The sequence below is a fragment of the Phytohabitans houttuyneae genome, assembly GCF_011764425.1.
GTDB lineage: Bacteria > Actinomycetota > Actinomycetes > Mycobacteriales > Micromonosporaceae > Phytohabitans > Phytohabitans houttuyneae.
Genome location: NZ_BLPF01000001.1, coordinates 1,187,306 through 1,209,361 on the forward strand (window position 1 = coordinate 1,187,306; position 22,056 = coordinate 1,209,361).

Annotated in this window: 15 protein-coding genes and 1 pseudogene; 6 read left to right on the plus strand and 10 right to left on the minus strand. The window is 73.3% G+C overall.

Features of this window, described 5'->3' with window-relative positions; translation table 11 throughout:
- Positions 1-13: 13 nt before the first annotated feature.
- Both Phou_RS05530 and Phou_RS05535 read right to left on the minus strand, forming a co-directional pair.
- Positions 14-1,405 (minus strand): amidase, encoded by a 1,392-nt coding sequence (locus Phou_RS05530; protein ID WP_246273277.1) that lies wholly within the window; start codon positions 1,403-1,405, stop codon positions 14-16.
- A gap of 190 nt (positions 1,406-1,595) precedes the next feature.
- Positions 1,596-1,895, minus strand: coding sequence for a hypothetical protein (locus Phou_RS05535; RefSeq protein WP_173054129.1), 300 nt, complete (start codon positions 1,893-1,895; stop codon positions 1,596-1,598).
- 161 nt (positions 1,896-2,056) lie between these two features.
- Here Phou_RS05535 and Phou_RS05540 point away from each other — a divergent pair, with 161 nt between their 5' ends.
- Positions 2,057-3,124, plus strand: a complete 1,068-nt coding sequence (locus tag Phou_RS05540) for a hypothetical protein (protein ID WP_173054131.1) — start codon at positions 2,057-2,059, stop codon at positions 3,122-3,124.
- A gap of 7 nt (positions 3,125-3,131) precedes the next feature.
- On the plus strand, positions 3,132-4,202 hold the full coding sequence (locus Phou_RS05545; RefSeq protein WP_173054133.1) for a hypothetical protein: 1,071 nt from the start codon (positions 3,132-3,134) through the stop codon (positions 4,200-4,202).
- Between the two features lie 210 nt (positions 4,203-4,412).
- Here Phou_RS05545 and Phou_RS05550 read toward each other — a convergent pair whose 3' ends face one another.
- Together Phou_RS05550 and gltB are read right to left on the minus strand one after the other, a co-directional pair.
- Entirely contained in the window at positions 4,413-5,891 is a 1,479-nt protein-coding gene (locus tag Phou_RS05550; protein ID WP_173054135.1) for a glutamate synthase subunit beta, read from the minus strand.
- On the minus strand, positions 5,884-10,452 hold the full coding sequence (gene gltB / locus Phou_RS05555) for a glutamate synthase large subunit (protein ID WP_246273279.1): 4,569 nt from the start codon (positions 10,450-10,452) through the stop codon (positions 5,884-5,886). Before gltB ends, Phou_RS05550 begins: the two co-directional genes overlap by 8 nt.
- Before the next feature lie 117 nt (positions 10,453-10,569).
- Here gltB and Phou_RS05560 point away from each other — a divergent pair, with 117 nt between their 5' ends.
- Positions 10,570-11,433, plus strand: a complete 864-nt coding sequence (locus Phou_RS05560) for a GNAT family N-acetyltransferase (RefSeq protein ID WP_173054139.1) — start codon at positions 10,570-10,572, stop codon at positions 11,431-11,433.
- A 174-nt stretch (positions 11,434-11,607) separates the two neighbouring features.
- Here the strand turns inward: Phou_RS05560 and Phou_RS05565 are convergent, their stop codons facing one another.
- The 3 genes and pseudogenes from Phou_RS05565 to lgt all read right to left on the minus strand — a co-directional run bounded on the left by Phou_RS05565 (position 11,608) and on the right by lgt (position 17,199).
- Positions 11,608-14,577, minus strand: coding sequence for an AfsR/SARP family transcriptional regulator (locus Phou_RS05565; protein WP_173054141.1), 2,970 nt, complete (start codon positions 14,575-14,577; stop codon positions 11,608-11,610).
- 134 nt (positions 14,578-14,711) lie between these two features.
- The gene (locus Phou_RS05570; protein ID WP_173054143.1) at positions 14,712-15,908 is read right to left on the minus strand and encodes an FAD-dependent oxidoreductase; all 1,197 of its coding nucleotides are present in this window, start codon (positions 15,906-15,908) and stop codon (positions 14,712-14,714) included.
- 26 nt (positions 15,909-15,934) lie between these two features.
- Positions 15,935-17,199: pseudogene (lgt, locus tag Phou_RS05575) on the minus strand (prolipoprotein diacylglyceryl transferase).
- Positions 17,200-17,318: 119 nt separating this feature from the next.
- Between lgt and Phou_RS05580 the strand changes: the two are divergent.
- Genes Phou_RS05580 through Phou_RS05590 form a run of 3 tightly spaced genes read left to right on the plus strand, consistent with a single transcriptional unit; the run spans position 17,319 to position 18,485 of the window.
- Positions 17,319-17,819: an NUDIX hydrolase gene (locus tag Phou_RS05580; RefSeq protein WP_173054145.1), complete on the plus strand. Its 501-nt coding sequence runs from the start codon at positions 17,319-17,321 to the stop codon at positions 17,817-17,819.
- A 40-nt stretch (positions 17,820-17,859) separates the two neighbouring features.
- Positions 17,860-18,117 (plus strand): type II toxin-antitoxin system Phd/YefM family antitoxin, encoded by a 258-nt coding sequence (locus tag Phou_RS05585; RefSeq protein WP_173054146.1) that lies wholly within the window; start codon positions 17,860-17,862, stop codon positions 18,115-18,117.
- Entirely contained in the window at positions 18,114-18,485 is a 372-nt protein-coding gene (locus Phou_RS05590; protein ID WP_173054148.1) for a type II toxin-antitoxin system VapC family toxin, read from the plus strand. The genes Phou_RS05585 and Phou_RS05590 overlap by 4 nt, the downstream gene beginning before the upstream one ends.
- 60 nt (positions 18,486-18,545) lie before the next feature.
- Here Phou_RS05590 and trpA read toward each other — a convergent pair whose 3' ends face one another.
- From trpA to trpC, 3 genes are read right to left on the minus strand one after another with little or no spacing between them, the layout of a single operon-like run.
- The gene (trpA, locus tag Phou_RS05595) at positions 18,546-19,346 is read right to left on the minus strand and encodes a tryptophan synthase subunit alpha (protein ID WP_173054150.1); all 801 of its coding nucleotides are present in this window, start codon (positions 19,344-19,346) and stop codon (positions 18,546-18,548) included.
- Positions 19,343-20,563, minus strand: a complete 1,221-nt coding sequence (gene trpB, locus Phou_RS05600) for a tryptophan synthase subunit beta (RefSeq protein WP_246273281.1) — start codon at positions 20,561-20,563, stop codon at positions 19,343-19,345. The genes trpA and trpB overlap by 4 nt, the downstream gene beginning before the upstream one ends.
- Positions 20,560-21,363 carry an indole-3-glycerol phosphate synthase TrpC gene (trpC, locus tag Phou_RS05605; protein ID WP_173058139.1) on the minus strand — a complete coding sequence of 268 codons (804 nt, stop codon included), beginning with the start codon at positions 21,361-21,363 and terminating at the stop codon, positions 20,560-20,562. The genes trpB and trpC overlap by 4 nt, the downstream gene beginning before the upstream one ends.
- Positions 21,364-22,056 lie beyond the last annotated feature (693 nt).

The window sequence follows — 22,056 nt, forward strand, 5'->3', positions numbered from 1 at the left end:
GTCCACGCCGGGGTCACTGCATCTGCGCCACCACGTCGTCGGCGGTCAGGCGGCCGCGGTCCTCCGCCGGCGCGGCCGAGCGCAGTGCCGTCGCCGCCGGTGGGTTCGGCGGGCGGCGCCAGTGCCAGTCGGTCACCGCCTGGTAGGCGGCCACGACCGAGAGCAGGCGGTCCTCGGCGTACGGCGCGCCGCCCAGGATCGTGCCGATCGGCACGCCGGCCGCGGTGAAGCCGATCGGGAAGCCGATCTCCGGCAGGCCGAGGATGTCGAAGGGTACCGGGCCGGTCTGCACCACCACGTCGCAGCGCTCGAAGACCTGGTCCAGCACCCGCTCCAGCAGCAGGAGCTTGGCCCGCTGCCCGGTGACGAACTCGTTGGCGCCCAGCAGCGCGCCCTGCAGCCAGCCGGTCACGGACACGCCGAAGCCGCGCAGGTCGGCGCGGAGGTACGGCATGAACGGCTCGCTGCGCTCGGGCAGGCGGACGTTGTTGAACGCGTTGCCGGTCAGCAGGTCCCACTCGTCGGGGAGCGGCACGTCGACGAGCCGTACCCCGTCGATCTTGTCCACAGTGGAGAGGAACGCCTGCCGGGCCAGCGCGGTCGCCGACGTGCCGTCCGCGTAGCCGGGCAGCACGCCGACGCGCGTGCTCCACCGCGCGCGGAGCCGGCGCCCCGAGTACACCGGCGTCGCGGCCTCGACGAGGTCCGGCACCCTCGGCAGCCCCTGCGTGCGCGGGTCGGCCGGGTCCTCCCCCGCCATCGCGGTCAGCATGATGGCCGCGTCCCTCGCGTCGCGGGCGAGCGGGCCCGGGTGGTCGCGCGTATAGCTGAGCGGGATGATCCCGGCCAGCGACACGCGACCCATCGTGGGCTTGAGACCGGTCAGGTTCTGCGCGTTCGACGGCGCCGTGATCGACCCGCCGGTCTGCGTGCCGGTACCCGACGTCGCCAGCCGCCCGGCCACCGACGTGGCCGTGCCGGTCGACGAACCGCCCGGGTCCGTGCCGGGGATCGTGGGCGTCCAGGCGTTGACCGTCGTGATGCGACCGTCCGGTGTGGTCGCCCGCGTGGTGGCCAGCGGACCCATCTGCGTCTTGCCGAGCACGATCGCGCCGTTCGCCTTGAGGCGGGCCACGGCGGTCGCGTCGTACGGCGGCACGAAGTCCTGGAAGAGGTGCGAGTTGGCGGTGGTCCGCACGCCGGCTGTCCAGTAGTTGTCCTTGATGGCGAGCGGGATGCCGTGCAGCGGCCCGGTGTGCCGCCGCCGGCCGGCCGCCTTCGCCGCCGCCCGCGCCTGGTCGGCGAGCACGGTGTTGAAGGCCTGGTACACCGGCTCGTACGTGTCGATGCGTGCCAGGTACGCCTCGACGAGGTCGAGCGGGGTGAGCCTGCCGTTTTTGATCATCCAGGCAGCTTCGGCGAGCGTCAGCTCGGTGGGGTCGGCCAGCGCCTCCGGCCTCGGCCGGACGTACGCGCCGGAGCCGAAGCGGGCGGGTCCACCGGCCCAGGCGACCCGGGGATGGCGGAAGCTCCCGCGGCGGCGACCGCGGCGACGGCGGCGGTGCGGGCGAGGAAGGCACGTCTGTCCACTGTGGTCATCTGCGCCACTCCGAACTGATCGAGGGGTAGAGCATCGGGGCGGGCTGCTGCGACAGCGCGGCGGCGTGTGCCGGGTCGCTGCCCGCGGGTGCCGGCAGCTGGTACGCCGCCAGCGCGGTGACGCTGCCCCGGACGAACGAGCGCAGCGAGGCGAACACCGAGTCGCGGCCGGGCGCGCCGGTCGCCGGGTCGGACACGGTGCCGGGCGGCAGCTGGTCCAGGTCGATTCCGAGAGAGGCGAGGCGAGCCCGGATCATCACGTCGAGCTCGGCATCCGTGGGTGGTGTGGGAGCCATGGTTGATCACTTTCGGAGGGCGCTGTGTCGCGCCGGTATCCCCAAGATCACGCGGACGTGTCTTATCAAATCCGGCCGTTCGGCTGTCGGGTACCCGCCATATCAATGCATCGATACTCCCCTCTGTTTGTCGTCCCCATTCCCACCCACGAAGGAGCGCGATGGGAACATTTCGAAAGCTCGCCGCGGCCTGCGCCGCGGCAGCCCTGGCCACCGCCGGACTCGCCGCACCGGCGCGGGCGGCAGTCCCTGACGGGCACGGCTTCGTGCTGTGGAACGGCGCGGCGACCGTGCCGGGCGGCACCTGGCCCCCCGCGACCATCGTCACGCCGGGCGGCTCCGGCCTCTACCGGATCATCTTCCCGGGACAGGCCGCGCGGGGCGGCGTCGTACACGTCACCGCCGTCAACGGCGGCCCGGCGTGGTGCCAGGCGCTGCGCTGGGGCCCGACCGGCGCGGACGAGGTCGTCTACGTCCGCTGCTACAAGCCGGGCGGCACCCCGGCCGACACGCCCTTCAGCGCCGTCTTCGCCAGCAGCACGCCGCCGGACGGCCTGCCCGGGCAATACGGGTACGTCCACGCGGACCTCGCCGGCACCGTCATCAGCCAGTACAACTCGGCGTCGGCGCTGAACTCCGTCGTGCCGCTCGGCCCGCCCGGCCAGTACCGCGTGCGCCTGCCCGGCCTCGCCACGCCCGGCCCGGTCGACGGCAGCGTCCAGGTGACCGCCGCACACCCGAACGTCGGCGCGCACTGCGAGGTGGCCCGGCTGGCCTCGAGCCCGGCCGGCCAGGACGTGATCGTGCTCTGCTTCGACGGGACGGGCACGCCGCTCAACACCTGGTTCACGCTCAGCTACCAGTACGAGAGGTCGCTCTTCGGCTCGGCCGTCCCGCCGAAGTACTTCGGCTACCTCTGGAACATGCCGCCGCCCCCGGCGCCCAACGTCGGACCGCCGCCGACGAACTTCAACTCGCAGCTCGGCCCGGGCGCCAACGCCGCCGCCCCCGCCGGCCTGGGGCTGACGCTCGTCGGCTTCCGCGCGCTCGCGCAGCGGCCGGACAACGTGCAGGCGACACCGTTCGGGCGCGCGGGTGAGTTCTGCAACCTGCAGGCGGCCTGGGGATACAGCGGCACGACCGTGCTGGTCCGCAACGTGGCCTGCTACACCCCGGCCGGCGCCCGCGCCGACTCGGGCTCGTTCACCAGCTACAACTCCGAGTTCTAGGAGCGTCATGGGAACTCTTCGAAGGCTGGCCGCCGTCTGCCTCGCGGCGGCCCTGGCCACCGCCGGATTCGCCGCGCCGGCGCAGGCGGCCGTACCCGACGGGCACGGCTTCGTGCAGTGGGACGGCGCCGCGACGGTGCCCTCCGGCACCTGGCCCCCGACCACGGCGGTCACCGCGTTCGGCGGTGGCTTCTACGAGATCGTCTTCCCCGGCCAGGCGGCCAAGGGCGGCGTCGTGCACGTCACCGCGATCAACGGGCGCCCGGTGTGGTGCCAGGCGCTGAAGTGGGGCTTCTCCGGCTCCGACCAGATCGTCTACATCGGCTGCTTCCGGCCGGGCGGCTTCGGGATCGACACGCCGTTCACCGCGGTCTTCACCAGCAGCTCGCCGCCGGACAGCGTGCGCGGCCTCTACGGGTACGTGCACGCGGACGACACCGCGACGATCGTGAGCGAGTACAACTCGGTGCTCGGCGGCGGAAACGTGGTGGCGCCGGCGGGTGCAACGGGCGCGTACATCGTGCGCTTCCCCGCGCTGGGCACGGCCGGTCCCAACGACGGCAGCCTCCAGGTCACCGCGGTCAACAGCAGCACCGGCGCGCACTGCCAGATCGCGAAGTGGGACTCCAACCCGGCCTCGCAGGACGTGCTCGTGCTCTGTGTCGACGGGACGGGCACACCGCTCAAGACCGGCTTCACGCTGAGCTACCAGCGGGACCGGTCGCTGCTCGGTTCGGCGTACCCGCCGAAGTTCTTCGGCTACGTGTGGAACATGCAGCCGCCCCCGGCGCCGAACCTCGGCCCGCCGTCGACGAACTTCAACTCGCAGGTCGGCAGCGGCGCCAACCTGCTCAACTTCGCCGGTACGGGCCTCACGCTGGCCCGCTTCCCCGCGCTGGCCCAGCCGCCGGACACGGTACAGGTGTCGGCGAACGGGCAGCGTGGCGAGTTCTGCAACCTGCAGGCCCCGTGGGGGTACAACGGCACGACGGTGATGGTGCGCAACGTCGCGTGCTACACGCCGCTCGGGTCACGCCTCGACACCGGCTCGTTCACCAGCTACAACTCCGAGTTCTGACCGCACGCACGTCGGGGGCCGCTTGCCGGCGGCCCCCGACCCCGCCTAGGCCCTGTTTGAAAAGGATTGTCGAGGCGAGCCGGAGGCCAGGCGGCGGTCCGGCAAGTCGGGCGCAAGGTCGCATACCGGTGTTGTATGCGGCCTTACGCCCGGCGCCGCCGGGCGTCGTCTGGGCCCGGCGCAGCCCGGCAAGGATTTTCCAAACAGGGCCTAGACCGCCAGCGGCTGGGCCGCGGGTGTGACCGGCGCCGGGAGCGAGCCCTGCCCGCCGAGGTACGAGTGGATGGCGGCCGCCGCGGCGCGCCCCTCGGCGATCGCCCACACGATGAGCGAGGCGCCGCGGTGCATGTCGCCGGCCACGAAGACGCCGTCGCTGCCGGTGGCCTGCCAGTCGGGGCTGGTTTCGACCGCGCCGCGCCTGTTGCGGGCGACGCCGAGCTGGTCGAGCAGCGGCTGCTCCTCGGTGCCGTCGAAGCCGATCGCCAGCAGCACCAGGTCGGCCGGGAGCTCGCGCTCCGAGCCGGGCACGAAGGTCAGGATCCGCCGGCCGTCGACCTTTTCCACGGCGACCTCGGCGACCCGGACCGCGCGCACGTTGCCCGCGCCGTCGTCGACGAACTCCTGGACCGCGACCGCGAACACGCGCTCGCCGCCCTCCTCGTGCGCCGGGTAGTCACGCAGGATCCACGGCCACGTGGGCCACGGGTCGCGCTCCTCGTCGCGGGCGCCCGGCGGCTGCGGGTACAGGTCGAGCTGGATGATCCCGGCCGCGCCTTGGCGGTGGGCGACGCCCAGGCAGTCGGCCGCGGTGTCGCCGCCGCCGATGATGACGACGTGCTTGCCCGCCGCGTCGATCGGCGTCGAGTCGGCCAGGCCCGCCACCACACGGTTGGCCGGCACGAGGTGCTCCATCGCCAGGTGTACGCCGCGCAGCTCCCGCCCCGGCGTCTCCGGCGTGTCCCGCCCGGCCAGCGCACCGCAGGCGAGCAGCACCGCGTCGTGGGACTCGCGCAGCGAGGAAGCCGTCACATCGACGCCCACGTTGACCCCGGTGCGGAAGGCGACGCCCTCGGCCTCCATCTGCGCGAGGCGGCGGTCGATGTGCTGCTTTTCCAGCTTGAAGTCCGGGATGCCGTACCGCATCAGGCCGCCGATCGCGTCGTCCCGCTCGTACACCGTCACCTGGTGTCCGGCGCGGGCCAGCTGCTGCGCGGCGGCGAGCCCGGCGGGGCCGGAGCCCACGACCGCGACCCGCTTGCCCGACGGCGGCGGCACGGCCTGCGGTGTCACGTAACCCAGCTCGAAGGCCCGGTTGATGATCTCGACCTCGACCTGCTTGATCGTGACCGGCTCGCCGCCCGCGATGCCGAGCACGCACGCCGCCTCGCACGGCGCCGGGCACAGCCGCCCGGTGAACTCCGGGAAGTTGTTTGTGGCGTGCAGCGACTCGATCGCCGAGGCCCAGCCGCCGGTGCGGACCAGGTCGTTCCAGTCGGGGATGCGGTTGCCCAGCGGGCAGCCGTCGTGGCAGAACGGGATGCCGCAGTCCATGCACCGCGTCGCCTGCTCGCGGATCAGCCCGTCTTCGGCGACCGGGTAGACCTCGCGCCAGTCCTGGATGCGGACCGGGACCGGGCGCCGGCTCGGCAGCCGGCGCCCGTACCGCAGAAAGCCCTGAGGGTCAGGCACGTGCGACCTCCATCACCGCTTCGTCGATGTCGCGACCGGCGGCTTCGGCGGTGCGGATGGCTTCCATGACGCGCTTGTAGTCGCGCGGCACCACGGCGGTGAACTCCTCGACCGCCTCGGACCAGCGCTTGAGCAGGTACTCGGCGACGGCCGAGTCGGTCTCCGCGAAGTGCCGCTCGACGAGCGTGCGGAGCGTGGTCTGCTCCTCGTCGCTGAGCGGCTCCAGCTCGACCAGCTCGGGGTTGACCCGGCTCTTGTCGAGCCGCCACACGAACGCGGTGCCGCCCGACATGCCGGCCGCGAAGTTGCGCCCCGTGTCGCCGAGGACGACGACGGTGCCGCCGGTCATGTACTCGCAGCCGTGGTCGCCGACACCCTCCACAATGGCCACCGCGCCGGAGTTGCGGACGGCGAACCGCTCGCCGACCCGCCCGCGGAGGAAGACCTCGCCGTCCGTCGCTCCATAGAGGATGGTGTTGCCGGCGATGATCTGCTCCTCGGCCACGAACGGCGCGGTGCTGAACGGCCGCACCACGATCCGGCCGCCGGACAGGCCCTTGCCCACGTAGTCGTTGGCGTCGCCGAACAGGCGCAGCGTCACGCCGCGCGGCAGGAACGCGCCGAACGACTGGCCGGCCGTGCCGTGCAGCGTCACGTCGATGGTGTCGTCGGGCAGGCCTGCACCGCCGTACCTGCGGGCGACCTCGCCGCCCAGCATGGCGCCGACGCTGCGGTGCTCGTTGCGCACCGACACCACGGCCCGCACCTGCTCGCGCCGCTCCAGCGCGGGCGCGGCGAGCGTGATCAGCTCGTTGTCGAGCGCGCGGTCGAGGCCGTGGTCCTGGCCGCGGATGCGGCGCCGTGCCGCGCCCTCGGGCAGCTGGGGCACGTGCAGCACCGGGCCGAGGTCGAGGCCGCGCGCCTTCCAGTGGTCGACGGCGGGCGCGATGTCGAGCATCTCGGCGTGGCCGATCGCCTCGTCGAGCGAGCGGAAGCCCAGCTCGGCCAGGTAGCCGCGGACCTCTTCGGCGAGGTAGAGGAAGAAGGTCTCCACGAACTCGGGCTTGCCCGTGTACCGCTCGCGCAGCACCGGGTTTTGCGTGGCGATGCCGACCGGGCAGGTGTCCAGGTGGCAGACCCGCATCATGATGCAGCCGGAGACGATAAGCGGCGCGGTGGCGAACCCGTACTCCTCGGCGCCGAGCAGCGCGGCAACGATCACGTCACGGCCGGTCTTGAGCTGGCCGTCGACCTGCACGGTGACGCGGTCGCGCAGGCGGTTGAGCAGCAGCGTCTGCTGCGCCTCGGCCAGCCCCAGCTCCCACGGCGTGCCGGCGTGCTTGAGCGAGTTGAGCGGGGACGCGCCGGTGCCGCCGTCGTGGCCGGAGATCAGGATCACGTCCGCCTTGAGCTTGGCGACGCCCGCGGCGACGGTGCCGACACCGACCTCCGAGACGAGCTTCACGTGTACCCGCGCCGCGGGGTTGACGCACTTGAGGTCGTGCACCAGCTGCGCGAGGTCTTCGATGGAGTAGATGTCGTGGTGCGGCGGCGGCGAGATGAGGCCGACGCCCGGCGTGGCGTACCGCGTCTTGGCGATCCACGGCCACACCTTGTTGCCCGGCAGCTGGCCGCCCTCACCCGGCTTGGCGCCCTGCGCCATCTTGATCTGCAGGTCGTCGGCGTTTACCAGGTATTCGCTGGTGACGCCGAACCGTCCACTCGCGACCTGCTTGACGGACGAGCGCCGGGCCGGGTCGTAGAGGCGCTCGACGTCCTCGCCGCCCTCGCCGGTGTTGGACTTGCCACCCAGGCTGTTCATCGCGATGGCGAGCGTCTCGTGCGCCTCGGCGGAGATCGACCCGTACGACATCGCGCCGGTGGCGAAGCGCTTGACGATCTCGCTCGCCGGCTCGACCTCGTCCAGCGGCACCGCCGGGCGGACACCGGTGCGCAGCGTGAAGAGCCCGCGCAGCGAGCCCGCCTCGGCCGCCAGCTTGTCTACTGTGGACGTGTACTTCTGGAAGACGCTGTACTGCCGGCTCCGGGTCGAATGCTGCAGCAGGAACACCGTCTCTGGGTTGAAAAGGTGCAGCTCGCCCTCGCGGCGCCACTGGTACTCCCCGCCGACCTCCAGCCGGCGGTGGGTGCGCTCGGCCTGGTTGGCCGGGTACGCCCGGGCGTGGCGGGCCTTGACCTCGTCGTGGATCCCGGCGAGCGTGACACCGCCGATCTTGCCGGGCGTGCCGGCGAAGTACCGCTCGACGAGCCGCGAGTCGAGGCCGACCGCCTCGAAGACCTGCGCGCCGCAGTACGACGAGACCGTCGAGATGCCCATCTTCGACATGATCTTCAGGACGCCCTTGCCGAGCGCCTTGACGTAGTTGCGCACCGCCGTGGCCGGCTCCAGGCCGGGCAGTGCGCCGGTCGCGATGAGGTCCTCGACCGACTCGAAGGCCAGGTACGGGTTGACGGCCGCCGCACCGTATCCGATGAGGACGGCCGCGTGGTGCACCTCGCGGCAGTCTCCACTCTCGACGATCAGCGCCACCTGGGTGCGGGTCTGCTCCCGCACCAGGTGCTGGTGCACGGCGGCGGTCAGCAGCAGCGACGGGATCGGCGCGAGCGTGGCGTTGGAGTCGCGGTCGGAGAGGACCAGGATGCGCACGCCGTCTTCGATCGCCTCGGAGACGTGGCGGCAGATCTGGGTGAGCCGCGCCTTGATGCCGGCGGCGCCGTCGCGCAGCGGGTACAGCCCGGAGACCCGCACCGCCTTGAAGCCGGGCAGGTCGCCGTCTTCGTCGACGGAGAGGATCTTCGCGAGCTCGTCGTTGTCGATGACGGGGTACGGCAGGACGATCTGCCGGCAGCTGGCCGGGCCCGGGTCGAGCAGGTTGCCCTCCGGGCCGATCGTGGACTGCAGGCTGGTGACCAGCTCTTCCCGGATCGCGTCCAGCGGCGGGTTGGTGACCTGGGCGAAGAGCTGGTGGAAGTAGTCGTACAGCAGGCGCGGCCGGGTCGACAGCGGCGAGATCGGCGTGTCGGTGCCCATCGAGCCCAGCGGCTCGGCGCCGGTGCGGGCCATCGGCGCGAGCAGGATCTTCAGCTCTTCCTCGGTGTACCCGAAGGTCTGCTGCCGCCGCTGCACCGAGTCGTGGGTGTAGACGATGTGCTCGCGCTCGGGCAGGTCGGCGAGGTCGATGAGGCCGGCGTGCAGCCAGTCGTCGTAGGGCTGCGCCGCGGCCAGCTCGGCCTTGATCTCGTCGTCCTGCACGATACGGCCGGCGGCGGTGTCGACGAGGAACATCCGGCCGGGCTGCAGGCGGCCCTTGGCCACCACGGTCGACGGGTCGAGGTCGAGCACGCCCGCCTCGCTGCCCAGCACCACCAGGCCGTCACTGGTCTGCCACCAGCGGCCCGGGCGCAGACCGTTGCGGTCCAGGACCGCGCCGACCACCGTGCCGTCGGTGAACGCCACCGCGGCCGGGCCGTCCCACGGCTCCATCAGGCTGGCGTGGAAGCGGTAGAACGCCCGCCGCGCCGGCTCCATGTCCTGGTCGTTTTCCCACGCCTCCGGAACCATCATCAGCATCGCGTGCGGCAAGCTGCGCCCGGCCAGGTGCAACAGCTCCAGCACCTCGTCGACGTTTGCCGCGTCGGACGCGTCCGGCGTGCAGATCGGGAAGAGCCGCTTGAGGTTGCCCGGGATCACGGCGGAAGCCAGCAGCGCCTCGCGCGCGTTCATCCAGTTTTTGTTGCCACGGATGGTGTTGATCTCGCCGTTGTGCGCGATGAACCGGTACGGATGCGCCAGCGGCCACGACGGAAACGTGTTCGTCGAGAAACGCGAGTGCACCAGCGCGATCGCACTGGCGACCCGCTCGTCGGTCAGGTCGGGGAAGAACGACGGCACCTGCGCGGGCGTGAGCATGCCCTTGTACGTGATCGTGCGCGACGACAGCGACGGGAAGTAGGCCCCCACGCCGCGCTCGGCGCTCTCCCGCTCGGTCTGCTTGCGCACGCAGAACGCGACCCGGTCCAGGTCGAGCCCGCCCAGTGGGCTCCCCGCCGGGCCGCCCGGCGTGTCGGTGAGGCGGTGCGCGGCAAGGAACACCTGCCGGATCCGCGGCCGCGCCGCCTCGGCCGTCTCGCCCAGGTCGTCCGGGTCGACCGGCACGTCGCGCCAGCCCAGCAGGTCGGCGCCTTCCACCAGCGCGTACTTTTCCAGCACCCGCACCGCGCGGGCCGCCGCCTCCTCGTCGTGCGGGAGGAAGACCAGGCCGGTCGCGTACTGCCCGGGGGGCGGGAGGGGGAAGTCGACGACGGCCCGGAAGAACTCGTCCGGCACCTGCAGCATGATGCCGGCGCCGTCACCCGTGTTGGGCTCCGCGCCGCGGGCGCCCCGGTGGTCGAGCCGGCAGAGCGCCGACAGGCCCTTGGCGACGACGTCGTGGGATCGATGGCCCGACAGATCCGCCACGAAGGCCACGCCACAGGCGTCGTGCTCGTACGCCGGGTCGTAGAGCCCTTCGGAGGTGCGATGAGGGTGCGGATGAACCACCGGGCCTCCTGTCGTCGCTCGCGCTACGTGGAATAGGTCGGGACGACGTCGGCCCTGCTGAGTCATTCGAGTCTACGTTAGGGGTTCCTGAACTCCACCAGCGGAGATTGATCACACGTGGCTGAACTGTTCGAGCGGTTGGAACGCTTCTACGACGCTGTCCCCCGCGACGGCGCCCACACCGAAAACTTCGGTGGACTCGTGCTCTTCGTCCGTGACGGACCGGGCTGGCCGTTCTACGCGCGCCCCCGCCTGGACGCGGGAGAACCGCCCTCCGCCGCTGACATTACATCGGTTCGGGCCAGACAGCGGGCGATCGGTGCGCCGGAGGCCCTCGAGTGGGTACACGAAGTGACGCCGGACCTACTGGCTGTGGCCCGTTCCGCGGGCTTGGCGGTGCTGGAGGCGCCGCTGCTGGTGCTGGAGCCGTCGGCGCTGGTCACACCCCCGGGCGTGGATGTCCGGTTTCTCGACCCGGCGGCGCCGTCGTTCGCCGTCGACGTGGCGGTGCGGCGGGCTGTCGGCGCCGTCGGGTTCGGTACGCCCGGCACCTCGACGGGCACCGCCGGTCCCACGGAACGGGACGCCGCGGTGCTCCCGGTCTCGGCCGAGGAGCTGGCGGACGAGCGCCGAATGATGGAAAGCGGCCGTCGCGCTTCGGTTCTGGGATATTTGTCACCGTCCGCGGACGGGTCGTCGGCCGAGGACCCGGACCTCGAAGGCGTCCTGGCCAGTGGGATCCTCCAGCGCGTCGACGACGTCGCCGAGATCGCCGGCGTGGCGACCCTGCCGACGGCACGGCGCCGGGGGCTGGGCGCCGCGGTGACGGCCGCCCTCGCGAAACACGCGCTGGACACCGGTGTGGACCTCGTCTTCCTCTCGGCGGGCAGCGACGACATCGCCCGGGTCTACGCGCGGGTCGGCTTCCAGCGCGTCGGGACGGCCTGCATAGCCACCCCCTCCCTCTTCCCGACGGCCTGACCGGTGTGCCCGCCGCCATCCGGTGGCGGCGGGCACGCCCCGCGTCTCTTGCCGGTCTGAGCTCCCGCACCGCGGGGGTGAGGCCGCGGGAGCAACGGTCCGGACCACCGCGGACATCGCGGTAGCTCAATGTCTGGCTTTGTCGTTCTTTGGGATTTCGATCGGCGAGCGCGCTCAGACCGGGGGGATCAAGGCCCGGACGGGCAGTGGGCTGCGGTCGGCCAGCGCCGCGCGGAGGGCGGCGGCGGTCGCCTCGGTGTCGGGGCGTTCGCAGGCCGGGACGGGTGCGCCGATCTCCTCGCGGATGCGGCCGGCGTCGGCCAGGAGCTCCGCGGCGCGCGTGGGGTCGTCGCGGCGATGGACCTCGGCGAGGGCCTCCAGCACGCTCGCGGTGCGCCAGCGGTCGCCGACCTTGCGGTGGGTGGCGAGGCTCAGCGCGAGGTGCTCCTCGGCGCGGTCGGCCCGGCCGGTGCGCAGCTCGACAAGGCCGCGCAGGTTGTGCGCCCACCCGACGCCCTCGGGGAAGCCGAGCGCCGCGTACCGCTCCAGGGCCGCGTCGAGCAGGCTCGTGGCGCGGTCGGTGTCGCCGCGGTAGAGGGCGACGGCGCCGAGGTTCATGAGGGCGGAGGCGGCGGCCTCGGCGTCGCCCAGGCGCTCGAACCAGCGGCGGCAGGCGCGCAGGCGCAGCTCGGCGCGATCGAAGTCGCCGGCAAGCCAGGCGGTGAAGCCGCGCAGCTGCACGGCGCGCGCCTCGCCCAGCTCGTCGCCGCACTCGACGTAGATGGCGGCGGCCTTGTCGAGGTGGGCGGCGGATGCTTCGTACTGCGCGCGCTCGCGGGCCACCGAGCCCAGGATCATCTCGACGCGCGCCTCCGCCCGGCGGTCGCCGAGGGCGCGGTAGGCGGCGCGGGCGGTGCCGGCGTACTCAGCGGCGGCGGGGTAGTCGCACAGCAGCATCGCGAGCATGGCGGCGTCGGCCGCCGCGGCGCCGCGCAGCAGGGCGGGGGCGCGGGGGTGGCGGGCGAGCGCGGCGGCGAGCCAGCCGCGGGCCTCGCGGTAGTGGCCCTCGACCCGGCAGAACATCGCGAGGGCGGTGGCCAGGCGCAGGTCGCCGTAGGGCACGGCGGTCGGGCGGGCCTCGGCCAGCCACGCCATCGCCGCCCGCAGGTTGGCCGCGTCGGCGCGGAGGCGGGACAGCCCGGCCTCCTGGGCGTGGCCGCGCAGGTCGGCGTCGGCCGACTCGGCCACGCGCAGGTAGTGGGCGGCGTGCGCGGTGCGCGCGGCGGGAACCTCGGCGTGCAGCCGGGCGAGGGCGTGGCGGCGGATGGGCATCAGCAGCCGGTACCGCCCCGCGTTGGCCTCCACGAGCGACGCGTTGACGACCTGGTCGAGCGCTGTGGGATCGGCCCCGGTGCCGGCGCGCACGGCGTCGGCCGCCGCGGCGTCGAAGCTGCCCGCGAAGACCGCCAGCCGGTCGAAGAACCGCTGCACGTCGGGCGTGAGCTGCTCCAGGCTGGACTCGACGGCGGCGGCCACGGTGCGGTGGCGGGGCGGTGTCGTGGGGTCCGGGCTGTGCAGCAGCCGCTGGTCGGTGCGGATGCGGGCGACGATCTCGGACACGCTCAGCAACGGTGTGCGCGCGGCGGCCAGCTCGATCGCGAGCGGCAGCCCGTCGAGCTCGGCGCAGAGCTGCGCCACCGCGTCGGCACTGCCCTCCGGCACCGGACGCCCGGACCGCGCCTGCGCCCGCTCCAGGAACAGGCGGGTCGCGGCGTGGGTGGCCAGATCGGCGAGCGTGAGACCGGCGGCGGTCGCGGGCAGCGGCAGCGGCGGCACGGGCACGACCGACTCGTCCTCGGCCCGCAGCGGCGCCCGGCTCGTGGCGAGGATCCGCAGCCCCGGGCAGCGGGCCAGCAGCTCGCGGGCCATCTCGCCGCACCCGGTGACGAGGTGCTCGCAGTTGTCCAGCACGAGCAGGACATCGTGCGTGCCGATCTCCTCGGCGATGGCGTCGAGCGGGTCGAGGCCCGGGTCCTCGCGCAGGCCGAGGGTCTCCGCGACGGTGCTCGGCACCAGCCCCGGCCGCTCGACGACGCTGAGGTCGACGAACCACGCCACCGGCCCGTCTTCCGCCCGCGCCGCGGCGATGGCCAGCCGGGTCTTGCCCGCGCCGCCGGGGCCGACGAGCGTGACGAGCCGGTGCGCGGCCAGCCGCGCGCCGATGTCGTCCAGCAGCGCCTCGCGGCCGAGCAGGCTGGTCAGTGGCACCGGTAGTGCCACCCGCCGCGGTGCGCGGGGCTCGGGGCGGGGCGCCTCGGGCAGCTCGGCGATGTCGCCCCGCTCGGCCGCCGCGGCGAGGGCGCGCAGCCGCTCGCCGGGCTCGACGCCGAGCTGGTCGGCGAAGGTGCGCACGGCGCGCTGGAACACCGACCGGGCGGCGGCCCGCCCGTGGCTCAGCAGCGTCGCGGTCAGCAGCAGCTCCCACCGGCGCTCGCGCAGCGGGTGCCGAGCCACGCCGGCCTCGAGCTCGGCGGCCGCCACCTCGGCAGCCGCCGTGGCCTGGATGCCGGCCAGCACCGCGGCACGGTCGGCAACCGGCGCGCCGCTGGCCCGGATCGCGTCGGCGGCCCGCCTCAGCAGGCAGTCCCACCGCTCCTCGCGGGCCCGGGTGCGGCTGTCGCGCAGACGCTTGGCCTCCGTGGCGGCCCAGCCGGCGAGCGTGACGCCGTCGAGCGGCACCTCGGAACGCCACCGGGCCAGCGCGCGGTCGTAGTGGGCGACGGCGGCGGACAGGTCGCCGGCTGCGCGGCGGGAGCGGGCGCGGCGCAGCTCGTCCTGGTAGCGCAGAGCGTCCACGTACCGCCCGGCGACGCGCATGCCGGAGGCACGGGTCTGCAGCGCGCCGCGGAGGCCGGCCCGGGCCAGCCCACCGGCGAGCGCGGCCGCGTCGCGGTCGAGGGTCACCGGGTCGATGCCGGCCTCGCTCAGCTGGGCCCAGCCGACGATCTCGCCGCCGCGCAGGCCGAGGACGGCGAGCAGCCGGCGCGCGCCGGTGGCAAGCGGCACCGGCCCGCCCTGACCGGCGAGCTCAACCGGCCCCAGCAGGCGCACCTGCCCTTGGCGTACGCGAAGGCCATCCGTCATTGCGCGTAGTGTGCTCCTCGCGCGCAGCGACGGTCAGCATCCGTTCGGTCCGACTTCAGCCCCCGGCGCGTGCGGCCCTGGTTGTCCGCCCGGCCACGTGACTGCCCCCTTCGGGCAGATTCGGCGTGGCCGCGTCAGGACGGTGGTTTCCACGCCGCCGCGGCGGTGGCGGCGCTGCCCATCAATCGAGGGCTGATGGTACCCAGAGCGGCGTCGCGGGCACGCAGCGCGAGCCGGCCGCGGGCCTGCAGCACCGCGGACATCCGCCGGGTCTGCCGCACGACGGTGGCGGCACGGGGGCGGCGCAGCCGGGAGTACGCGGCGATCGCCTCCCGCGCCTGCCGGCCGGGCGTCGCGTCGCGCAGCACCGAGCGGAGCGTCGCCGCGTCCTCCAGCGCGAGGCAGGCGCCCTGCCCGAGGTGGTGCGGCATGGCGTGCGCGGCGTCGCCGAGCAGCGCGAAGCCGCCCGGTCCGGAGGCGAACCCGTACTCGCGGGGCAGCGGCCGCAGCTCCCGCACCTCCTGCTGCACGAGGTCGTCGGGCTCGGTGGCGGCGAGCAGGTCGCCGATCGGCGCGTGCCACGCCGAGAGCCACCGCCGCAGCAACGCGAGCTGCGTGGCGGGCGGCTCCGGCCGCGGTGCGCCGGCGGCGGTGGCGACCCAGTAGATCCCGCCGCGCGTGGAGCCGCCGGACGAGCCGCGCTGGCCGAGCTGCGCGGCGATGAATCGGTAGCCCGCGCCGAGCGTCTCCCCCACCACCGGGCGGCCCTCGTTGAGCAGGGGCACGCGGTACCAGGGGATGACCGCGCGCCAGGCCGCGCACCCCGAACTGACCACAGTGGACTCAGGCGCCAGCTGCCGCCGCACCGCGCTGTCGACGCCGTCGGCCGCGACGACGACGTCGCCCTCCCACACGGTGCGGCCGTCACCCACGGCGGGCCGCTCCCGCTCGCCGGCGCGGGCGGTGCGGACGGCCACGCCGGTGCGCAGGTCGACCTGGTCGCCGAGCCCGGCAACGAGCGCGTCGTGCAGGTCTTCGCGGTGCACGATCACCGGGCCGCGCCCGCTCGCCCCGCGCGGCTGCACGAGCCACTGCCCGTCCGGCCGCCGGATGCCGCTGTCCGGCAGCGGGGTGGCGATCGCGTCGAGACCGTCGGCGAGGCCGAGGGCGCCGAGGGCGCGCACCGCGTTCGGCCAGAGGATCAGGGCGGTGCGCTCGGCCCGGACCCGGTCGTCGCGCTCCAGGACCGTCACCTGCCAGCCGGACCTGGCAAGCGCGCCCGCCACGGCCAGGCCGCCGATGCCCGCTCCGACGACCACAGCCGTACGCATGGGTGACGCCCCTTAGCTCTCGTGCCTCAGCGGTCGTCGGTGGATCGGACCGCGCGGTCCGGCGGGTCGGAGTCGCCGTCGCCGGCCGCGCCATTGTCACCGCCGGTCGAGGCGCCGGAGTCGGACGTGCCGTCCGCCTTCGCGCCGTCCGCGTCGTCGTCCGCGCCGTCCAGGTCGTCGTCCGCGCCGCTGTCCTCGCTGACCGCCACGTCGCCGGTCTGCTCGGCCGGCTCGTCGTCCGCGAAGTCGTCGAGCAGGTCGCCCGAGTCTCCCGGCACCTCGTCGTCGGGCGGCAACTCGCCGGTCTCCTGGTATCTCAGGTACTGCTCCTCGGTGACCATGCGGTAGCCGCTCGGCTTGGCCGCCGCCCGCTCGGCCGCGCTGTCCGACACGTCGCGCTGGGAGACGTCGCCGCCGCCCGCGCCCACCGGCGCCAGCGCGGGCGCGTCCTTCGGCACGAGGAACTCCTGCGGCCCGCGGGTGCGCACGAAGTACAGCAGGGCGCCGAGGAAGACCAGCACCGAGACCCACACGTTGACCCGCGCCCCGGCGATCACGTTGGCCTCGTCGGTGCGCATGAGCTCGATCCAGAACCGCCCGGCCGTGTAGCCCATCACGTAGAGCGCGAACGCGCGGCCCTTGCCGAGCTTGAACCGGCGGTCGACGAGCAGCACCATCGCCGCGACCCCGACGTTCCACAGCGCCTCGTAGAGGAACGTGGGGTGGTACAGGTCGGGCTCGAGGATGGGGTCGCCGTTTTGGTCCTTGAGGGCGTGGCCCGGGTTTTCCGGGTCCATCTGGTGGATCTTGAGGCCCCAGGGCAGGGTGGTGACACCGCCGTACAGCTCGTTGTTGAACCAGTTGCCGACCCGTCCCACGGCCTGCGCGAGCGGCAGGCCCGGCGCGACCGCGTCGGCGACGACCGTCAGCGGGATGCCCAGCTGGCGGCAGGCGATCCAGCCGCCCAGCACGCCACCGGCGACCGCGCCCCAGACGCCGAGGCCGCCCTCCCAGATCTTGAACGCGTCGGCCGGGCTGCCACCCTCGCCGAAGTAGTCCCCGGCGAGGTGATCACGTGGTAGAGCCGCGCGCCGACGATGCCGAACGGCACCGCCCACACCGCGATGTCGAGGACCGCCCAGGGCGGCCCGCCGCGGCGGCGCAGCCGGAACTCGGTCACCACGCAGGCGACGGCGATGCCGAGGACGATGCAGAGCGCGTATGCCCGGATCGGGACCGGACCGAGCTCCCAGACCGCTGAGCTGGGGCTCGGGATGGCGGCGATTGTCACGGGTGCACACGCTACCGCCGTGGGCCGCGCTCGCGTTAGCCCGGTCACGCCCAAATCGGGCACAGTACGACGTGAACGACGGCTGACTTCTCCGTTATGCAGTCGTACGCTCTTTTGACATGAGCTCTTTGACCTCCGCGGTGGCCGCCGTCATCACCGACGCCGCCGGCCGCGTGCTGCTCTGCCAGCAAAGTCAGGGGCACCGGTTGTGGTGCCTGCCCGGCGGTCGCATCCGCCAGGCCGAGAGCCCGGTCCACGCGGCGATCCGCGACATCCGCGAAGAGACCGGACTGGAAACCCACATGGTCGACCTTGTCGGCGTCTACGAGCTGACCGGCAACACGTGTGGGGAAGACCTGCCCGACGTGCTCAAGTACGTCTTCCGCGGCCAGATCGACGGCGGCGAGGCGAGCGTCAACTCGCCCGGCCGGATCTGCTGGCTGTCGTGGCACGACCCCGCGGCCCTGCCCGCTCCGATGACGCCCGTCGCCCGTGCGGCGATCGCGGACGCCGTGGCCGGCATGTCCGGGGTGCTCCGCCAGGTCCAGCGCGACAGCGAGCCGGACATCCCCGACGCGGCCGAGCCTGAGCCCGCTTCGCTCGCCGCGGCGGCCATCTGAGAGATTTGGTAGACTAAGCCTCCTAGCTAAGGAGGTTTGGATGTCACGTGAGCCCGCGGCGCAGTTCAATATCCACGATGCCAAGACGAACCTCTCCCGCATCATCGAGCGGGTCGAGCGCGGCGAAGAAGTGATCATCAGCCGCGCCGGCACGCCTGTGGCGAAGCTGGTCCCGCTGACCCGCGGAGTTCACCGCATCGGCCGTGGCTCGCTGCGCGACCGGCTGGTCCTGGCCGAGGACTGGGACTCCGACTCCGTCAACAGGGCGGTCGCCGACGAGTTCGAGACATCTCGATGAGAGTGCTGCTCGACACGCACGTCGTTCTCTGGTGGCTGGCCGACGACCCGACCCTCTCCGACGAGATCAAGCACCTCCTCGACACCGAGCCGGATGCCTACGTGAGCACGGCGACGCTGTGGGAGGTCTCCATCAAGCAGACGCTCGGCAAGCTGGCCCCCGCCGACCTGCCCGAGCGCGTGCGCGACGCCGGCTTCCGGCCGCTCCCGATCACCGTCGACCACGCCATCGCCGCCGGCCGGCTGCCGGAGATCCACCGGGATCCCTTCGACCGGATGCTGGTGGCGCAGGCCCGTTGCGAAGACCTGACGCTGGTGACCCGCGACCCCTACATCCACAAGTACGACGTGGCGCTGCTCAGCGCCTGACCGCCCGCACACCGCGGGCCAGGTCCGTGCCGAGCGCACGCAGCTACGACGGGGCGCCGCTCAGCGCTTGACCGCCCGCACGCCGCGGGCCAGGTCGGCGCTGAGCGCGCGCAGCGACGCCAGGCCAGCGGCCTCGTCGGGCGCGTCCAGCACGCACCGGACCAGCGCGCTGCCCACGATGACCCCGTCGGCGAAGGAGCCGACCTCGGCGGCCTGCGCCCCGTCTCGTACCCCCAGGCCCACGCCGACAGGGATGTCGGAGACCGCCCGGACGCGGGCGACCAGCGCGGGCGCCGCGGTCGACGTCGTCTCACGCGCGCCGGTCACGCCCATGACCGCGGTCGCGTAGACGAAGCCGCGGCAGTGGGCGACCGTCATCGCCAGCCGCTCGTCGGTCGACGAGGGCGAGACAAGAAACGTGCGGTCGAGCTGGTGCGCGTCCGAGGCCGCCAGCCACTCCTGCGCCTCGTCCGGGATGAGGTCGGGCGTGACAAGCCCGGCGCCGCCCGCGGCGGCGAAGTCGCGGGCGAAGGCGTCGACGCCGTACCGCTCGATCGGGTTCCAGTACGTCATCAGCACGACCGGCACGCCGGTGCGCGCGACCGCCTCGATCGCGCGGAGCGTGTCCTTCGTGCGGACACCACCGGCTAGCGCGATCTCGCTCGCCCGCTGGATCACCGGGCCGTCCATGACCGGGTCCGAGTACGGCAGCTCGACCTCGATCACGTCGATGCCCGCCTCGGCCATCGCGATCATGGCGGCGATGCTGCCCTCGACCGTCGGGAAGCCCGCCGGCATGCAGCCCACCGAGACGGCCCGGCCCTCGGCGCGGGCCTTCTCGAAGACCTCGCTGATGCTCATTTGCCGAGGATCCCGAAGTAGGAACCGGCGGTCTCCACGTCCTTGTCCCCCCGACCAGACAGGTTGACGATGATGGTCGGCTCGCGGCCGAGCTCCTCGGCGAGCGCGGGCGCGATGGCCAGCGCACCGCCCAGGCCGTGCGCGCTCTCGATCGCCGGGATGATGCCCTCGGTGCGGCAGAGCAGCTGGAACGCGTCCATCGCCTCGGCGTCGGTGACCGGCAGGTAGCGCGCCCGCCCGGTCTCGTGCAGCCAGGCGTGCTCAGGCCCCACGCTGGGGTAGTCGAGGCCGGCGGAGATCGAGTACGACTCGACCGTCTGCCCGTCCTCGTCCTGCAGCACGTACGTCCGGGCGCCGTGCAGCACGCCCGGCGAGCCGCCGCTGAACCGGGCCGAGTGCCGGTCGGTGGTGACGCCCTCGCCGCCGCCCTCGAACCCGTACAGCCGGACGCTCTCGTCACCCACGAACGCGTGGAAGATGCCGATCGCGTTGGACCCGCCGCCCACGCACGCGGCGACCGCGTCGGGCAGCGCGCCGGTCTGGTCGAGGCACTGCTGGCGGGCCTCCACGCCGATGCCGCGCACGAAGTCGCGCACCATCCCCGGGAACGGGTGCGGGCCGGCCGCCGTGCCCAGCAGGTAGTGCGTGCTGTCCACACTGGACACCCAGTCGCGGAGCGCCTCGTTGATCGCGTCCTTGAGCGTGCGCGAGCCGGTCTTCACCGGGATGACGGTGGCGCCGAGCATCTGCATGCGGGCGACGTTGAGCGCCTGGCGCTCGGTGTCGACCTCGCCCATGTAGACGACGCACTCCAGGTCGAAGAGCGCCGCCGCGGTGGCGGTGGCGACCCCGTGCTGCCCGGCCCCGGTCTCGGCGATCACGCGCGTCTTGCCCATCCGCTTGGTGAGCAGCGCCTGGCCGAGCACGTTGCGCACCTTGTGCGCGCCGGTGTGGTTGAGGTCTTCGCGCTTGAGGAAGATCCGCGCGCCGGCCGCGGCCGAGAAGCGGTCGGCGCGGTAGAGCATCGACGGCACGCCCGCGTAGTCGCGCAGCAGCCGCCCGAACTCCGCCTGGAACGCCTCGTCCGCCATCGCGTGCCGGTACGCCGCGTCGAGCTGGTCCAGTGCCGCGATCAGCGCCTCGGGCACGAAACGCCCGCCGTACCGCCCGAAGTGGCCGCTGACGTCGGGCAGCAGGCCGGCCGCCGACGCGTTCACCGGACCGGCCTTGGGGTGGCGGGGTGGTTGCCCGCGTTGACCAGAGCGGCCACCGCGTCGCGGGGGCTCTTCTGGGTGACCAGGCCCTCACCGACGAGGACCGCGTCGGCGCCGGCCGACGCGTACCGGATCAGGTCGTGCGGCCCGCGCACACCCGACTCGGCGATCTTGACGATGCTGCTGGGCAGGCCGGGCGCGATCCGCTCGAAGACGGAGCGGTCGACCTCGAGCGTGCGCAGGTTGCGCGCGTTGACACCGATCACCTGGGCGCCGGCCTCGAGCGCGCGGTCGGCCTCCTCTTCGGTGTGCACCTCGACCAGCGCGGTCATGCCGAGCGACTCGATCCGCTCCAGCAGGCCGGTCAGCACCTTCTGCTCCAGCGCCGCCACGATGAGCAGCACGAGGTCGGCGCCGTGCGCGCGGGCCTCGTGGACCTGGTAGCTGGAGACGACGAAGTCCTTGCGCAGCACCGGCACACCGACCGCGGCTCGCACCGAGACGAGGTCGTCCAGCGAGCCGCCGAACCAGCGCCCCTCGGTGAGCACGCTGATGCAACGGGCGCCGCCCGCCGCGTACTCCGTGGCCAGGTCGGCCGGGTCCGGGATCTCGGCCAGCTGCCCCTTGGACGGGGACGAGCGCTTGACCTCGGCGATCACGCCGACGCCGGGGCGGCGCAGGGCCGCGTAGGCGTCGAGCGGTGGCGGCGCGGCGGCCGCGAGCTCCTTGATCCGCTCCAGCGACACCCGCTGTTGTCGCAGCTCGACGTCCTCCCGCACACCGGCGAGGATTTCGTCGAGCACACTCGCGGGTCCCCCGACGGCCGGCTTGCCGCCCTCGTCTTCCGCGTTCGCATGCTCAGCAGTCACCAACGGACTCCCCTTTCCGGGTGTCATTCGCCCGATGCTAGGGGGCGCCACGGACGTGGCGGAGTCCGGGGTATGGCACGCCTCACGGGTTGGACTGGGGCATAATGCCCGAGCCGGTCGGCAAGATCCGCCCCGAGGAGCGCAGCGACGAGGGCGGATCGCGCTGAGCGCGGGGCATCAGCGAGCGAAGCGAGCGCGGCCAACACAGCCCGAGCCGGTCGGCAAGATCCGCCCCGAGGAGCGCAGCGACGAGGGCGGATCGCGCTGAGCGCGGGGCATCAGCGAGCGAAGCGAGCGCGGCCAACACAGCCCGAGCCGGTCGGCAAGATCCGCCCCGAGGAGCGCAGCGACGAGGGCGGATCGCGCTGAGCGCGGGGCATCAGCGAGCGAAGCGAGCGCAGCCAACACAGCCCGAGCCGGTCGGCAAGATCCGCCCCGAGGAGCGCAGCGACGAGGGCGGATCGCGCTGAGCGCGGGGCATCAGCGAGCGAAGCGAGCGCAGCCAACACAGCCCGAGCCGGTCGGCAAGATCCGCCCCGAGGAGCGCAGCGACGAGGGCGGATCGCGCTGAGCGCGGGGCATCAGCGAGCGAAGCGAGCGCAGCCAACACAGCCCGAGCCGGTCGGC

Coding starts and splice junctions, on each gene's coding strand:
- Phou_RS05530 (WP_246273277.1), bottom strand. CDS start 1,405: ATGATCAAAAACGGCAGGCTCACCCCGCTCGACCTCGTCGAGGCGTAC.
- Phou_RS05535 (WP_173054129.1), bottom strand. CDS start 1,895: ATGGCTCCCACACCACCCACGGATGCCGAGCTCGACGTGATGATCCGG.
- Phou_RS05540 (WP_173054131.1), top strand. CDS start 2,057: ATGGGAACATTTCGAAAGCTCGCCGCGGCCTGCGCCGCGGCAGCCCTG.
- Phou_RS05545 (WP_173054133.1), top strand. CDS start 3,132: ATGGGAACTCTTCGAAGGCTGGCCGCCGTCTGCCTCGCGGCGGCCCTG.
- Phou_RS05565 (WP_173054141.1), bottom strand. CDS start 14,577: ATGACGGATGGCCTTCGCGTACGCCAAGGGCAGGTGCGCCTGCTGGGG.
- Phou_RS05570 (WP_173054143.1), bottom strand. CDS start 15,908: ATGCGTACGGCTGTGGTCGTCGGAGCGGGCATCGGCGGCCTGGCCGTG.
- Phou_RS05580 (WP_173054145.1), top strand. CDS start 17,319: ATGAGCTCTTTGACCTCCGCGGTGGCCGCCGTCATCACCGACGCCGCC.
- Phou_RS05585 (WP_173054146.1), top strand. CDS start 17,860: ATGTCACGTGAGCCCGCGGCGCAGTTCAATATCCACGATGCCAAGACG.
- Phou_RS05590 (WP_173054148.1), top strand. CDS start 18,114: ATGAGAGTGCTGCTCGACACGCACGTCGTTCTCTGGTGGCTGGCCGAC.
- trpA (WP_173054150.1), bottom strand. CDS start 19,346: ATGAGCATCAGCGAGGTCTTCGAGAAGGCCCGCGCCGAGGGCCGGGCC.